Source organism: Ralstonia sp. 22111, assembly GCF_052045895.1.
Classification (GTDB): Bacteria; Pseudomonadota; Gammaproteobacteria; order Burkholderiales; family Burkholderiaceae; genus Ralstonia; species Ralstonia wenshanensis.
This window is the reverse complement of sequence record NZ_JBQEPR010000003.1, coordinates 495,469-510,755: the sequence shown is the minus strand read 5'-3', so window position 1 is coordinate 510,755 and position 15,287 is coordinate 495,469. Positions and strand designations below refer to the sequence as shown.

The window sequence follows — 15,287 nt, the reverse complement described above, 5'->3', positions numbered from 1 at the left end:
GGGAATGTTCGGGCATAACCACCCGTTACGCTCGTTACCCGTTGCAGTTCCAACAACCAATCTATTGAAGAGGGTCTCTGTATGAAGGATATCTACGTCAAGTTCGACAGCCCGGCGATCAAGGGGGAGTCGCAAGACAAGGATCACAAGGACTGGATCGAAATCAACAGCTGGTCGCAAGCAATCAGCCAACCGCGTTCGGCCACGGCTTCGACCGCCGGTGGCCACACGGCTGAGCGTTGCGAGCACCGCGACATGGTCTTCACGAAGGATCTGGACGTCGTCAGCCCGCTGCTGTATCAGCACGCTTCGGGCGGCACGACCTTCGGTGAAGTGACCATCGAGTTCTTCCGCGCAGACGGCGAAGGCAACCGCGTGAAGTACCTCGAAGTCAAGCTGAAGAACGCCATCCTGAGCGAAGTCGATTCGCAAGTGGTGGCCCAGGGCATTCCGACCGACACCTTCAGCCTGCGCTACGCCGCTGTGCAGTGGAAGTACACGCAGCAGAAGAGCGCCGGCGGCCAAGGCGGCAACTCGCAAGGCGCCTGGAGCCTCACCAAGAACGACAAGACCTACTCGGTTTAACGTTTGGTGTTCTCCTGATGACAAGAGCCGCAGCCGCCGTGCTGCGGCATCTTGTTTTCTAGCAGCATATGAAAGGCTTCGAACCCAGCCTGCTCGACAAGCTCTTCGACGACGAGCCGCACGCGCCCATGCCCACGGCATTGCGCCAGCTCTCACTTGAAGAACTCAAGAGCACCGTGGCACGCGATATTGAATCCTTGCTCAACACGCGCATCGTGTTGGAAGAGGAAGACCTGCACGGCTTGCCGGAATGCAAGCGGTCGCTGCTCACGTATGGCCTGAACGATTTTTCCGGCCTGAGCCTGGCCAGTTTCTACGACCGCAATTACATCTGCCAGTCGCTTACCAAGGCGATCGAGCGGCACGAGCCGCGTCTGCAGCATGTGAATGTGTCGCTGGAGATCAATGAGCGCGCGACCAATGCCTTGTGCTTTGGGATCAGCGCGGTGCTGCTGGTGGGGCCCGCCCGCGAGCCCGTGAGTTTTGACGCCATGCTGCAACCCTCGACGCTGCGGTATTCCGTGTCGCGCGGACGCGGCTGAGATTGCACGACCCTGCATACGGCACCACCCGCAACACGCTGAAGCACCCGCAGGATCGCCACCGGACCGCAACGAAGAATGGAAGAGCTGCTGCCCTATTACGAACGAGAACTGGCCTTCCTGCGCCGGTACTCGCGCGACTTCGCCGAGCGGTATCCGAAGATCGCCGGCCGCCTTGCCATGTCGGGCGACGGCTGCGACGATCCGCATGTCGAGCGGATGATCGAATCGTTCGCCTTCCTGACCGCCCGTGTCAGCAAGAAGCTCGACGACGACTACCCCGAATTTACCGAGGCGCTGCTGGAGGTGCTGTACCCGCACTACCTGCGGCCCTTTCCATCGTGCTCTGTGGCGCATTTCGATGTGCGTGGCGTGGCGGCGCAACTGAGCGCGCCGGTCACGATTGCGCGCGGCACGTTTCTCACCACGCGCGTGGTGCGCAAGGTCGAATGCCGTTTCCGCACCGCATACGACGTCACGTTCGCGCCAGTGCGTGTTGCGGGTGCAACGTTCGAGCGCGCGGTGTCGGCGCCGGCCGCCGTGCAATTGCCCAAAGGCGCGACCGGCTCCATTGCGATCACGCTGGAATACGTGGGCGAGCGCGGTGGTTTTGAATCGCTGTCGATGGACAAGCTGCGCGTCTACATGGACGGCGAGCCGTCCTTCGTGGCCGCGCTGGGTGACGCGCTGTTCCTGCACACCGCAGCTGGATATGTGGAAGCTGAACGCGCAGGCGTCTGGAAACGGCTGATCTCGGTGCCTTTGCACGAAGTCGGCTTTAGTGAAGACGAAGCCCTGATCGATTGCCCGGCCCGCTCGCACCCGGCCTATCGTCTGCTGACCGAGCACTTCAGCTTTGCCGAGAAGTTCAACTTCTTCGATATCGACCTGGCGGCATTGCGACGTGGCATGACGCCGGGCGTGCCGGTGCGCCGTCTGACACTGCATCTGGTGCTCAAAGACCTGCGCAGCGATTCGCACGCTGCTCGCCTGCTTGAGAACCTTCAACCCGAGCACCTGCGCCTGCATTGCACGCCCGTGGTCAATCTGTTCCAGCAGAAGGCAGACCCGATCCGCATCGAACATACGGCCAGTGCGTATCCGGTGGTGGCCGACAGCCGGCGCGCGCACGGCTTTGACATCTACTCCATCGACAACGTGCAGCTGGTGCGCGAAACCACGGCGCACGAGAAGGTCACAGAGTTCCGGCCGTTCTACTCCCTGCACCACGGCGAAGAGCCCGGCCGCGCGGGCCATTACTGGCTGGCGCGTCGCAATGAGCTGATCGCCCAGCGCAGCCCGGGGTTCGAAACCGAGATCTCCATTGTCGATACACACTTCGACCCGGCAAGCCCGCAGACCGACACGCTGAGCCTGACCGTCACCTGCACGAACCGTGACTTGCCTTCGACGCTGGCGTTCGGCCAGCCCGATGGCGATCTGTCGATGGAAGGCAGTTCCATTGCCCGCAACATCACCTTCCTGCGCAAGCCGACGCCTTCGATGCGGTTTGGCGGTGGGCGCGCGGCGCAGTGGCGGCTGATCTCGCTGCTGGCGCTCAACCATCTGTCGCTCGTGCAGAACGGTCTGCCGACGCTGAAAGAGATGCTGCGCCTCCACGATCTGCCGCGTAACGCGATCTCGGCGCGGCAGATCGAAGGCATCGTCGCCCTGGACTACCAACCGGCGACGCAGTGGCTGGCCGGCAAGCCGTTCGCCACATTCGTGCGCGGCCTGGAGGTGCGCCTCACGCTGGATGAAGACGCCTTTGTGGGCACCGGCATGCATCGGTTCATCCGTGTGCTGGACCACTTCTTCGGCTTGTATGTCCACATGAACAGCTTTGTGCAGTTGATTGCGGTCTCGCGCCGCAGCGGCAAGGAATTGGTCAAATGCGCACCCCGCAGCGGCGAATCGATCCTGGTGTGATCCGGCGGCTGCTCAAGCAGCCGCACCGGTACCAGTTCTTCCAGGCCGTGCGCCTGCTGGAGCAGCTGTTTGCGCGCGAAGGCGGCATGGCGCCCGAGCAGGCACTGGCCACGCGCCTGAGTTTTCGCAACACGCTGTCGCTGTCCTTTCCGCCTAGCGAACTGCAGAACGTCGAGGCCGAGGGCATCACCGCCGAGATGCTCGAAACCGACGCCGCGTTCATTGCCGCGCTGGAAGAAGGCGCGCTGGATTCGCTGGCAATCACGCCCTCGTTCTTCGGCATGCTGGGCGGGCAGGGCGCCTTGCCGTTGCGCTACACCGAAATCGTGGCGGAGCGAGAAAGCCTCTGGCGCGACCGCGCTGCACGCGCGTTCTTCGACATCTTCTCGAACCGGGCCACGGCGCTGTTTTACCTGGCGTGGAAGAAATACCGGCTGCCGTTCCAGTACGAAGTCGACAGCAACAAGCATTACCTGCCGCTGCTGTTGTCGTTGGCGGGCGCGGCCGACAAGACGCTGCGCCACGACCTTTCCACCACGCCCGGGCCGATCCTTGACGAAGGGCTGGCCGGCTATGCCACGGCGATCCGGCATCGGCCGGTGTCTGCGGCGTATCTGCAGCGCGTGCTGTCGGACTACTTCCAGGCGCCGATGCGGGTGGAGCAGTTCGTTGGCGGGTGGTATCGCGTGCCGGCGTCGCAATACACGCGGTTGGGCAGCACCAACAACCTGCTGGGCGCCACGGCGTTGGCTGGTGGCCGGGTGTGGCAGAGGGACCTGCGCGTGCGCCTGTGGGTCGGGCCGCTCAAGCGCGCGCAGTACCGCAATTTCCTGCCGGGCGCATCGGGCGCGCTGGCACTGCGCAAGATGCTGACCATTCTGTGCGGCACCACGCTGGAGTTCGAGATCAAGCTGATCCTGCGCCACCAAGACGTGACCGGCAGCACGCTGGACAACAGCAACGACGGGCGCCTGGGCTGGGACACTTTCCTGTGCTCCCGCCCCGCGCAGCAGGACCGCAGCGATGCGCAATACACGCTCGCGCCGCTGCATTGATACCGACACATTCATCGATTTTTTCGGAGCGCTGCCGCCATGGCCATCCCACTCAAAACGCTGATCACCAAGCTGAATGCGACGAGCCGGCAAGCCGCCGAGCGCGCCGCGTCGCTGTGCATGGCGCGCGGCAACTACGAGGTCGATCTCGAACACCTGTTCCTGGCGTTGCTGGAAAACCGCCGCAGCGACTTTGCCGTCGCGGCCCGCGCCAGCGGCATCGACCTGGCTGCGCTGCAACGTGACCTGGAGGCCGAGATCGGCCGTTTCCAGACCGGCAACACGCGCACTCCGGCGTTTTCGCCGTACTTGCCCAAGCTGTTCGAGCACGGCTGGCTGATTGCCTCGCTCGATTCGCAAATCACGCGCATCCGCTCAGGCCATCTGTTGCTCGCACTGTTGACCGAGCCAAGCCTGTCTGCGCTCGCGCAACGTGGCTCGCGTCTGTTCGGGCAGATTGAGGCAGACCGCCTCAAGCACGACTTCGATCGGCTGACCACCGGTTCAGACGAACAAGAGCAGGCCGTGGACATTGCAGACGACAGCGGGGACACGGCGCAAGGCGAAGGCGGCAAGCCCGCGGCTGCCCTGACGGCCACACCAGCACTGGATCAGTTCACGGTCGACCTGACCCAATCCGCGCGCGATGGCCGCATCGACCCCGTGATTGGCCGCGATGCCGAGATCCGCCAGGTGATCGACATCCTGATGCGTCGCCGCCAGAACAACCCGATCCTCACCGGCGAAGCCGGCGTGGGTAAGACCGCTGTGGTGGAAGGTCTGGCCTTGCGCGTCGCCGCCAACGATGTGCCGCCGCCGCTGCAAGGCGTGACGCTGCGCACGCTGGACATGGGGCTGTTGCAGGCTGGTGCCAGCGTCAAGGGCGAATTCGAGAACCGTCTGAAGAACGTGATCGACGAGGTGAAGAAGAGCCCGAAGCCGATCATCCTGTTCATCGACGAGGCGCACACCATCATTGGTGCAGGCGGGCAGGCCGGGCAGAACGATGCGGCCAACCTGCTCAAGCCCGCGCTCGCACGCGGCGAGCTGCGCACGATTGCGGCCACCACGTGGAGCGAATACAAGAAGTACTTCGAAAAAGACGCCGCACTGGCACGCCGCTTCCAGGTCGTGAAGGTGGAAGAGCCGAGCGAGCCGCTGGCGGCCGCCATGCTGCGCGGCATGGCCGGGCTGATGGAGCGCCACTTTGGAGTGCGCGTGCTGGACGAGGCGATTACGGAGGCGGTGCGCTTGTCGCATCGCTATATCAGCGGCCGCCAACTGCCGGACAAGGCCGTCAGCGTGCTGGACACGGCCTGCGCCAAGGTGGCGCTGGGCCAGAGCGCCACGCCTGGCGCCATTGAAGACGACCAGAAAACGCTGGAACGCCTGCAAGGCGAGATCAATGCACTGGAGCGCGAGCAAAGCGCCGGTGCGGAGCACGACGCGCGCCTGAAGGCGCTGAATGAGCAGCGCACGGAGCTGGAACAACGCGTCGCGCAGAACACCGAACGTCTGGCGCAGGAGCGCGCGCTGGTCGCACGCATTCAGGCGCTGCGTGAGGCGCGCGAAAGCGGTGCAGCACAAACCGGCGAGGAAGACGCACTGCCCGTGGCCGCCAACAGCGACGTGGTGTCGATGCCCAAGCGCAAGCGTGCCGCCGACAAGGCGGACGATCAGGACGAACTGGCCAAGCTGCTCGCCGAACTGCGTGCGTTGCAAGGCGAATCGCCCATGGTGCCGCTGCAGGTGGATGGCCATGTCGTGTCGGAAATCGTCTCCGCCTGGACGGGCATTCCGCTGGGCCGCATGGTCAAGGACGAGCTGCGCACGGTGCTGAACCTCAAGCCGCTGCTGGCTGCCCGCGTGATCGGACAGGACCACGCGCTGGATGCCATCGCGCAGCGCGTGCGTACCGCCACCGCCAACCTGGAAGACCCGAACAAGCCGCGCGGCGTGTTTCTGTTTGCCGGCCCGTCGGGCGTGGGTAAAACCGAAACGGCGCTGGCACTGGCCGACATTCTCTACGGCGGTGAACGCAAGCTCATCACCATCAACATGAGCGAGTACCAGGAAGCGCACAGCGTCTCGGGCCTCAAGGGCTCGCCGCCGGGTTATGTCGGCTATGGCGAAGGCGGCGTGCTGACCGAAGCCGTGCGCCGCAACCCGTACAGCGTGGTGCTGCTTGATGAGGTGGAGAAGGCCCACCCGGACGTGCTGGAGATGTTCTTCCAGGTATTCGACAAAGGCGAGATGGACGACGCCGAAGGCCGCTCGATCGACTTCCGCAACACCATCATCATCCTCACGTCGAACGTCGGCTCGCAGGCCATCATGCAGGCCTGCCTGAACAAGCCCGCTGAAGAACTGCCCGACACCGATGCCCTGGCAGAGCTGCTGCGCCCGACGCTCTACAAGGCGTTCAAGCCCGCATTCCTCGGGCGCATGAAGGTGGTGCCGTACTACCCGATTTCCGACGACGTGCTGGCCGAGATCATCACGCTCAAGCTGGGCCGCATTCGCGATCGCGTCGCCATCAACCACAAGGCGACGTTCCAGTGGGACAACGCGCTGGTTGAATCGGTGCTCGCACGCTGCACGGAAGTGGATGCGGGCGCCCGCGCGGTCGATCACATCCTCAACGGCACGCTGCTGCCGCAGATCGCCGAGTCGGTGCTGACGCGCATGGCCGAGGGCGGCAGTGTCGAGAAGATCAAGGTCGGCGTCGGCAAGAACGGCGAGTTCAAATACCGCATCAACTAAGTCGCTTCGCTGGAGCACATCATGGTCTCTCCGACCGAGTTGGCAAACCTGCTGCGTGCGTCGTTCTCCCAGGCTGACCGGCTGCTGCGCCTGGAAACGCCGCTGGGGCCCAACGCGCTGCTGCCAGAGCAGCTGGAAGCCGCCGAGCACATCGACGCAGGTGGTTTTCGGCTGGAACTGACGGCGCTGTCCGACAACGCTGACATCGATTCGGCCAAGCTGCTTGGCCAGCCCGTGCGGCTGGATCTGCTGACGCAGCAGAGCCGGAGCGCGCTGCGGCCGTTCCATGGCCACGTCACGCGCTTCGAGCAGGTGGGAGCCAACGGTGGCCTGGTGCGGTATCGGCTGGTGATCGAACCGTGGCTGGCGTTCCTGCGCCATCGGCAAGACAGCTTCCTGTTCCAGGATATGTCGGTCATCGAGGTAATCGACAGCCTGTTTGGCGACTACCAGGGCCAAGGTCGCCTCGTGCCCGCATGGCGCTGGGCCTTGCGCGACAGCTCGGTCTACACGCGCCGCAGCGTCATCACGCAATACGACGAAAGCGACTTCGATTTCGCCACGCGCCTGCTGGCCGAAGAAGGGCTGTTTTACTTCTTCGAGCACGAAGCCAAGGACGGCGATGCGCTGGGCGTACATCGCATGGTCATTGCGGATTCCAATGACGTCTTTGCCGACAACGCACAGGCGAGCATCCGCTTTGGCCGCGCAGACGCCACCGCCACCGAAGACGTGATCGACCGCTGGCAAGGCGCTCGCCGCTGGCAGACCAACGCCGTGTCGATTGCCAGCTGGGACTACCGCGCCAACGCCAAGCGCACGGCCCAACTCGGGGCGCAGCAGCAAGGCAACGACGGCCCGCAGCTGACGTTGCAAGACACCGACTACCCCGGCCAGTACTGGTTTGAAGACAACAACCAGGCGCAGCGCGTCGCACGGCTGATGATGGAAGCGCTGGAGCTGCGCGACAAGCAGTTCGACGGCGAAGGCACAGCCCGCACGTTGGCGACGGGCACGCGCTTCCAGTTGCTCGATCACTTCGATCATGACGATGGCGAGCAGCGCTTTGCCGTGTTGGCCGTGACGCATCAGGCGCGCAACAACTTCAACGATCGCTTCGGCCAGGTACTGACCGAAGCGCTGGGCACACTGCGCGGCAGCGACGTGCTGGCCGCAGGCAGCAACCACGGCACGGGCGACGACGCGCCGTTTTACCGCAACCACTTCACCGTCGTGCGCGACAACGTACCCGTGCGTCCGCAGCAGAGTGACGAGCAAGGCCGTGCGCTGCATCCACGTCCGACCGTCAATGGCAGCCAGACTGCGCTGGTGGTGGGTGCGGAAGGGCCCGTGCATACCGACCGGGACCATCGCATCAAGGTGCAATTCCATTGGCAGCGCGGCGCTCGGTCCGCCAGCCGCCAATCGCACCCGGCTGGCGACGATAACGCCCGTGCGAGCGCCGGCCTTGGCGCATGGGTGCGCGTAACTGCGCCCGTGGCCGGCCCGAACTGGGGCGGCGTGGCGCTGCCGCGCGTTGGCCAGGAGGTGCTGGTCGAGTTCCTGCAAGGCGACATCGATCGACCCGTCGTGGTGGGGGCCGCCTACAACGGTAGCGGCCAGACCGACGCGCAATACAACCAGAACCAGGCCGGCGCAGCAGGGGCCACCGGCAATGCCCCCGCCTGGTTTGCCGGCGACAGCAAGAGCCAGGGCGCGTACGCTCACAACGCAGTGCTGTCCGGCATCAAGACGCAGGCACTGGCCGGCAGCCAGTCGGGCTCGTCGGGTTACAACCAGCTCGTCTTCGATGATTCCGAAGGGCAGGGCCGCACACAGCTCAGCACCACGCAGGCGGCGACTGGCCTCGTGCTTGGCCATCACAAGGAACAGGTCGACAGCGCGCGGCAGGCCGATCTCGGCCACGGAGCCGCGCTCGCCACTGACGACAGCGGCGCTGTGCGCGCCGGCGCCGGCCTGCTGCTCACCGCGCACAGCGCCGGCACCAGCGCGTCGCTGCAAGACAGCGAGGATGCCGCCAGCCAGATCGAAGCCGTGAGCGACCTCGCCGAATCCCTCGCCGACGCAGCGCAGAAGCAGAAAGCCGGTCTGGCCGACGAGCCCGCCGCCAAGGAACTCCCCGCGCTCAAGCAACTGCGCCACACCACCGAAGTGCTGCGTCACACCGAAAGCGCGGGTGAAGGCGCACAGGCCGTTGCCTACAGCGAGCCGCATCTGCAAGTCTCGGCGCCCAAGGGCATCGTCAGCACGACGCCCGTGGATGCGGTGCTGGTCGCGGGCACCCAGGCGACGCTGGTTGCGAAGCAGGACACCAACGTGGCGGCGGGCGGCAATCTCTCAGTGGCGGTAGCCGAGGGGCTGAGCCTCTACGCGCACGGCAAATCGCTCGGGCAAGCCGGCGATGCGACACCGGGCATCGCCATGCATGCCGCAAGCGGCAAGGTCGGGCTTTCGAGCCTCAAGGGCGAGACCCATCTGGTGGCCGAGAAGGCCGTGACGGTCGCATCCACGCAAGGCAACGTCACTGCCGAGGCGAAGCAGCATGTGCTCGTCAACGCGGCCGGTGCGCAGATCAAGGTGACGAACGGAACGATTGAGCTGCATGCGCCGGGGATGGTGACGTTCAAGGGGGCGGGGCATCGGTTTGTGGGGCCGGGAGGGGCGGGCGCTAATACTCAATTGGCGAAGGGTGAGTTGAAGGCGTGCCCCGAGAACGACCAACGCGCGGCAGCGGGTGGTGCAGCAACGCTCTGAAGATGAATATGGCTTTCGAAGATTTGCTGCGCACATTGGGTGAGTCACTCCAGGCGGACGACGAGAGTGCATACCTTCTAGTAGATCCAATGCTGCGCGAACCTCTGGCACGGGACTTCATTCTTGATTCCGGTTGCGAGATTTTTCCAATTGTTATGCCTACCGTGTGGCTGGCGGAACATCAGACTCCTTATCTTGTGAGGCTCAGGCCTGCAGCCGTTCAGACCCTCAGGGCGAGTCTAGAGGCCGCCTTGCAAGAACAAGTGGACGTGGCCGTGGAGAACGATGAGGGTTTCGCTATCGGCGGGTGGCTGCGCTCCGCTGTAGAGCCGCAATTGTTAGCCAAGCATCTGGCTCGTTGCATGACGCCAGTGGGAATGCCTGCCGGCGTTCGATATCTTCGATTGGCGGACCGGCGAGTATTTGAGTTGATTTGGTCCATATCCAATCTAGCGCAACGGCAGGAGTGGCTTGGCCCAATCAGCCAATGGTGGACGCTTGATAGACGCAATTTGCTTGTTCCTCACACCGTAGAACTATCGGTCGCTTGGCAGCTCAACTACCTGCGGATCGATTCGAAGCGTTGGAGGCGCATGCGCAACTGCGAACTTGTCCAGCAGTTGCTGCGTGGTTGGCGTCGGTTTCAACGGGAGCTTCCCCCTGACTACCTTCAACGGGCCGCCAATGCAATTGAAGCAGCGCAGTCGCTCGAATTGGATCAAGCGGCGGATATCGTGCTGCTCGCCGCATATATTGTCCAGATTCACCCGCGGCTCTGCGAGCATCCACGAGTAGTGCAGTTGGTCAAATCTGCACGCCAAGAGTCTCCCAATCTCGCGCAACGCTTAAGCGAACTGCCTGACGATTCGTGGGATGAAATTGGACGGGAGCTTACGAATATGCCCGCTGCTCATCAATCTTTTGACCCGTTAACCTACGCGAGCGTGGAGTGAAGTCATGGCAGGCGAAGCAACCGGGAAGTATGCACAAAATGCCACTCAAGCTGCGATCGGAGTTCCCCAGTGCTCGGCGGGCGGATGCCCTTCCTGCATCAAATCTGGGTTGCCGATTCTGCTGGTACGGCCGGGACTTGCCGAGAAGTCATACGCTGCAAGCAAGCATGACGCTATCGCCAAGCTGCTACCAGGTGTCGCAGACCCGGCGCTCAGTTATTCCGGGTATGTCATGCGGACGTTGCGAGCGGGCTATGTCTATGCATACTACGAAAAGCCACATACCCCCGAGATAAAGGCGCAGAAGGGGTGGCAGGCACTTCAGGTTGACACACTTGGTTATCTAACACCATTTCCGATCGAACAATTGCCTGTACCGGGCGCGGCCAAAGAGTTTTCCTGCCAGCGCACCGATGGCTATGCCGCGGCTATGCTGTTCGTGATTCCAGATGCGCAGAATACGGGGCAGGTTTGGGTGGGCTTCAGTGATACCCCCTGGAGCGACAAAGTACGGGCGAAGTACGCCGGCGACAAAAAGCTCCGCGATCAGCGGATGGCTTGCATCAATGCACCCGATGCGACTTGCAAGCGCAGTATTCCGATGACAGAGGGGAGCTTGTCGGCAGCTTTGCCTGAATACAACCCGGATAGGCAAACGGTGGCGACCGCTTTGTTTGGTAACCCCTATCCTGGCGTGCCATTAGATAGGGACGGCAAGCCGCTGGCGCGCAAGGAAGCAGCAAAGGACGTCTATAGCCAGGCGTCTGTGATCGTGACGCGTGGCAAACAGTTCGATGTGAGTAAAGCCATGCTGGTCAGCGTGCCGGATGCGGTGGGTGCTACGCATGAGGCGGCTCAGCTTCGGCTGGAATTGCCACAAGCGGCTAAGAAAATCCTGACAGCGAAAAACGGCTACTGGAAGCTGCAATCAGCGATGAGCATCAAGGCGTTGGTGGAGTTGTTCGACGCGCAGTATAAGAATCTGGGTAACACGCCAGGACTGTACGGCGAGTCATATATGCCACGGGCGCAGTTTGACGATATGAAAGGCCGGGGCGCACTGCCCCCCGGCGCGACGTTCATACCCCAGGCTTATACGGTTCAAGGCGGCGGAATGTTTCCTGGTGGGACATACACCAACCCGTCGTTGGGTACCGTCAGCATTCCGCAGGACGAGTTGCCGGCTGTGAGGTTGCAGAAGAAGGCTGGGACCGGCTATGCGAAGTACCTGGAGCAATACGATCACGCGTGCGAGAACGATGCCAAGTTGCTTGCGCGTATCGAGGTTGACTACGGTAGTTGGCTGAATAGCCCTGCACGTAAGCTTGTCACAGAGCATGATTTCGATGAAACCGTCCGCCAAGATGGCGTCTATTACGCACACGTTGTCAGCAAGGTGGCATATGGAGGCCCCATTACTGATGTTGGTGCGGGCTGGTATGCAGACTTTGTAAAGGGCGATCCGCGCGACAAGAACAATGTGTTGGTGCGCGCAATGCTGGGCAACCAGAAGGATTTCTTTGAGTGGTTCAAAGAGTCTGATCAACGTTCAAAGACCGTTGATGAGGCCAAGGCTTTATTCGACGTTATCGAGGAACTGGAGAAGGACGCGAAAGGCGGAAAGCTGGTCGGCATGTTAGCCCACAGCTTGCCGTATTTACGGATCCTCGCATCTGCGGCGGGGTACGGCTTGATGCCTTTGGCGGGGGCGACGGGAATCATGCTGTCCAAAGTCGGGAAGATGGCGCCCGATCTTCTCAGGAAGATGGAGGTACTGATCGTTCGGGTCAGTGTGACTAGCGTCACCACAAGAAAGATACGGGCGACGCGTATTCAAGTCAGCGAAGAGCAGGCAAAGATTTACTGGCGCGAAATTGCTAGAACTAGTCCTGGAGATGTGGGCAAGGCCACACGCAAAGTCGGGGAGTCTGAGGTCACGAACGTCACAAGAAGTGGTGTCTTCGCTATGGATTTGTCCGGTGCCAAGGGCAATGCACGCGTTGATGTCTATGTTTTTGAAAGCGTGACGGCTACGACCACGACACTCGCTGAGTTGCCGAAAAGCGGAGAACAGCTTAAAGAGGTCGCGCGCAGAGTTGGCAAAGTCCTCAAAGAGGGGGGCGCTGTTCTCTCGGCTGGTGGTGCGGTCATCCAGCTGCTGTGTTTGAGTGAGAACCTCGAGAAATTCCGTAACGGGAATGATGAGGTTCGCGTTGAAGCTTTTCTGGGCCTGGCCTCAGCTGCCCTGGGTTCATCAGCGGCCTTGGCAGAGCTTTCGGCGGCATTTGCAAAGGAGTGGGAAAAGCTCGGCGCCACTTTGGGGCTCAAGGTATTGGCGGGTTTCGCTTCTGCTCTTTCAAGTGTCCTTGACGGCGTGACGGCACTTACCAAGGTGTTTTCACGGCGCCGCAGCGGTGACGCGGCTGCTGCAACAGCCTACGGTTTTCAGGCGTTCTTCTTCTTTAGCGCGGCACTTGCAGGTGGTGCGGCAGTGGCGAATGCGATGGGGGTGCTCACCGTTACAGGATTCGGACTTTCATGGACGGGTTGGGGTTTGCTGCTAGTAGCCTTAGGCGTGGCGGCGGGCTATATCGCCATGATGGTCCAGAATACGCCTGCAGAAGATTGGGTTGCGGGTACGGTGTGGGGCAAGAGTACGTTGGGCAGTCTCGCCAAAGAACAAGAGGAAATGAATAAGCTGCTGCTGGGCATCAGCGTTGATTTCAGCTATCGAAATGGGATCGGCGACAGTTTCATGCGCTCGATGGCCGTCGTGGGAATGGGTGGCCTGCCCTCGCCGCAGATGTCGGACTATGCACTGTCCCGTGAAGCTTGGCTTAGCTTCTCGCTAAACAAAGCACTGCGAGAGAAATTGACATGGTCCGTTCAGATATACGGAAAGCGTCGCGACGGCCGTACCGTTCTGCTGATGCAACGCGGCAGTAGATTGGTGGCCTTTCCAGGTAGTGCGGCAGCCACATTGGAGGGCGTTGACAAAGGGGGTCCTGATGTAAGGGACGACGGCAATACCGTCATCGTGTCTGCGGATCTGAACACAATGATGTTCAGTGGTGCATCCGCGAAGGTGCGGGTTGAATCGCCGGATGGAGATGTGCTGGTCGAAGAGCAGTTGCCTTGAAATTAACTGCCTCTTTTTGTTGAACAGAATATTGTGAGGTCTCCCAAGATGTCTCAGGGCAATCCTGATTTTCGCGTGCTGCTACCGGAGTGGAATCAGCCCGAGCCATATTTCGAGTTCCCGAAGACGAAGAGGCGCACATTACAAGCGCAGCGAAAACCATGGCGCGTTGCCCCCGATAACAAGCATCAGCCTGTGCATTTGGTTGGAAGCACGTGCGAATCGCTATTGAATATCTATCCGGAAGCCATAGAAATCGGGGCCCCGCTAGGATCGGAAGGCAAGACTATTTTCGGAACCTTGTTCTTGGTCAGCATGACCGTTTTCACGGTCATGTTTGCGTATGCAGGGGTTGCGATGTGGGATCCGGATGACCCCCTGCTTATGGGCACATCCGCACTAATGATTTTTTGTTCTGTGATCGCGTTTCTTGTGGCAGTGGCCTGTTTCAAGATCGTGTTCTTCTTGCCAAGGGACTTGCCTGTGCTTTTTAACAGGAAAACGCGGCAAGTCAGCTTCATCCAGCTTCAACCCTTCATCTTCTTTCGGTTTTGGAAAGTACAGCGCGTCGCAAAGCCCCGCACCTATTCCTGGGATGAGGTCAAAGCGCGCAGCTACAAGATGACCCAGTTTACGGGGGCTGCAGGTAGAGAAACGTACTTCTTAACCCTCCTGTGGGGCGAGCCGGATAAGCCGAATCTCTGCAAAGAGATCGTGAATATCGGCTACGCAGGCTGGTGGGAAGACGCAGTGCTCTGGCGACTTTACGAACACATCCGCCGCTACATGGAAGAGGATGGTGCACCGATTCAGCCGGGAGAAAAGCCGCGCCGCTCGGGCGTGGGCAAGGTGCCAGCTTTTTCGCCAGAGATCATTGCCGCAGCAGGGGGGCCTGCGTTGAGTGACCACGAGATCGAGAATCTGGCGTGTAGGCGCTAGCCGGTTACTGCTTTGAGTTTCCGTGTGCCGGGATGCGCCACCAGTGAAGCTCAACCCTGCAGATGTAAGCGATCGGCCCGCCCGCACATGAAGATTTAGAAACAATCCCCCCAACCGCCCCAAGCCTGCGTAGCATCTCCACCGTCCGCCCGTGCGCGTGCGGACGTCACATTTCACGCACGCTGATATGAACGCTTTGTCCCGCTTCGCCGCCGCTTCTGCTGTGGTCGCGTTGCTCGTCACGCCCGCCTTCGCCCAGGACGACACCCCGTTGCAGGTTTCGTACCGCCAGGTGCTGACCGAATATTTCAAGGACGCGCCGACCGCGTCGAAGAAATACGACGGCCACCGCCTTGTCTTCACGGGCCAGGTCTATCCGCTGTCCGACGACAGCCTGAACACGCTGGCAGTGACCGAAGACCTGAAGGTGGGCGCGCCGTTCCAGGACGATCAGCGAGACGCGCTCAAGGCGCTGTTTCCCGATCACAAGCTTGCGGCGTACAAGCCCAGCAAGGACATCACGCTGGACTGCCTGAACCGGCAGTTCGTTGGCCTGACGCTGGCGCTGGCGGACTGCCGCGTCGGCAAGCCCTGATTTTTGTATTGC

General features: G+C 61.6%; 10 protein-coding genes. All 10 read left to right on the top strand.

The window, feature by feature from the left end:
- Window positions 1-81 precede the first annotated feature (81 nt).
- The 10 genes from ACTJK4_RS11220 to ACTJK4_RS11175 all read left to right on the top strand — a co-directional run bounded on the left by ACTJK4_RS11220 (window position 82) and on the right by ACTJK4_RS11175 (window position 15,275).
- The gene (locus ACTJK4_RS11220; protein ID WP_009241815.1) at window positions 82-585 is read left to right on the top strand and encodes an Hcp family type VI secretion system effector; all 504 of its coding nucleotides are present in this window, start codon (window positions 82-84) and stop codon (window positions 583-585) included.
- Window positions 586-653: 68 nt separating this feature from the next.
- Window positions 654-1,127 (top strand): type VI secretion system baseplate subunit TssE, encoded by a 474-nt coding sequence (tssE, locus tag ACTJK4_RS11215; protein ID WP_009241814.1) that lies wholly within the window; start codon window positions 654-656, stop codon window positions 1,125-1,127.
- Window positions 1,128-1,205: 78 nt separating this feature from the next.
- The gene (gene tssF / locus ACTJK4_RS11210; protein ID WP_232039400.1) at window positions 1,206-3,056 is read left to right on the top strand and encodes a type VI secretion system baseplate subunit TssF; all 1,851 of its coding nucleotides are present in this window, start codon (window positions 1,206-1,208) and stop codon (window positions 3,054-3,056) included.
- Window positions 3,020-4,111: a type VI secretion system baseplate subunit TssG gene (tssG, locus tag ACTJK4_RS11205; protein ID WP_440817946.1), complete on the top strand. Its 1,092-nt coding sequence runs from the start codon at window positions 3,020-3,022 to the stop codon at window positions 4,109-4,111. The genes tssF and tssG overlap by 37 nt, the downstream gene beginning before the upstream one ends.
- A 39-nt stretch (window positions 4,112-4,150) precedes the next feature.
- The gene (gene tssH, locus ACTJK4_RS11200; protein ID WP_440817945.1) at window positions 4,151-6,874 is read left to right on the top strand and encodes a type VI secretion system ATPase TssH; all 2,724 of its coding nucleotides are present in this window, start codon (window positions 4,151-4,153) and stop codon (window positions 6,872-6,874) included.
- Between the two features lie 21 nt (window positions 6,875-6,895).
- Window positions 6,896-9,649, top strand: a complete 2,754-nt coding sequence (locus ACTJK4_RS11195) for a type VI secretion system Vgr family protein (protein ID WP_440817944.1) — start codon at window positions 6,896-6,898, stop codon at window positions 9,647-9,649.
- 8 nt (window positions 9,650-9,657) lie between these two features.
- Window positions 9,658-10,602 (top strand): DUF4123 domain-containing protein, encoded by a 945-nt coding sequence (locus tag ACTJK4_RS11190; protein ID WP_322018303.1) that lies wholly within the window; start codon window positions 9,658-9,660, stop codon window positions 10,600-10,602.
- A gap of 4 nt (window positions 10,603-10,606) precedes the next feature.
- Window positions 10,607-13,741: a T6SS effector BTH_I2691 family protein gene (locus tag ACTJK4_RS11185; protein ID WP_322018304.1), complete on the top strand. Its 3,135-nt coding sequence runs from the start codon at window positions 10,607-10,609 to the stop codon at window positions 13,739-13,741.
- 48 nt (window positions 13,742-13,789) lie between these two features.
- Window positions 13,790-14,680, top strand: coding sequence for a DUF6708 domain-containing protein (locus ACTJK4_RS11180; protein WP_322018306.1), 891 nt, complete (start codon window positions 13,790-13,792; stop codon window positions 14,678-14,680).
- Between the two features lie 187 nt (window positions 14,681-14,867).
- Complete coding sequence (locus tag ACTJK4_RS11175) at window positions 14,868-15,275, top strand: hypothetical protein (RefSeq protein WP_440817943.1); 408 nt, start codon at window positions 14,868-14,870, stop codon at window positions 15,273-15,275.
- Window positions 15,276-15,287: the final 12 nt, after the last annotated feature.

What these genes read in the sequence shown, in the direction of transcription:
- tssE (WP_009241814.1), top strand. Translation starts at nt 654, where the DNA reads ATGAAAGGCTTCGAACCCAGCCTGCTCGACAAGCTCTTCGACGACGAG.
- ACTJK4_RS11190 (WP_322018303.1), top strand. Translation starts at nt 9,658, where the DNA reads ATGGCTTTCGAAGATTTGCTGCGCACATTGGGTGAGTCACTCCAGGCG.
- ACTJK4_RS11180 (WP_322018306.1), top strand. Translation starts at nt 13,790, where the DNA reads ATGTCTCAGGGCAATCCTGATTTTCGCGTGCTGCTACCGGAGTGGAAT.
- tssH (WP_440817945.1), top strand. Translation starts at nt 4,151, where the DNA reads ATGGCCATCCCACTCAAAACGCTGATCACCAAGCTGAATGCGACGAGC.
- ACTJK4_RS11175 (WP_440817943.1), top strand. Translation starts at nt 14,868, where the DNA reads ATGAACGCTTTGTCCCGCTTCGCCGCCGCTTCTGCTGTGGTCGCGTTG.
- tssF (WP_232039400.1), top strand. Translation starts at nt 1,206, where the DNA reads ATGGAAGAGCTGCTGCCCTATTACGAACGAGAACTGGCCTTCCTGCGC.
- ACTJK4_RS11195 (WP_440817944.1), top strand. Translation starts at nt 6,896, where the DNA reads ATGGTCTCTCCGACCGAGTTGGCAAACCTGCTGCGTGCGTCGTTCTCC.
- tssG (WP_440817946.1), top strand. Translation starts at nt 3,020, where the DNA reads ATGCGCACCCCGCAGCGGCGAATCGATCCTGGTGTGATCCGGCGGCTG.
- ACTJK4_RS11185 (WP_322018304.1), top strand. Translation starts at nt 10,607, where the DNA reads ATGGCAGGCGAAGCAACCGGGAAGTATGCACAAAATGCCACTCAAGCT.
- ACTJK4_RS11220 (WP_009241815.1), top strand. Translation starts at nt 82, where the DNA reads ATGAAGGATATCTACGTCAAGTTCGACAGCCCGGCGATCAAGGGGGAG.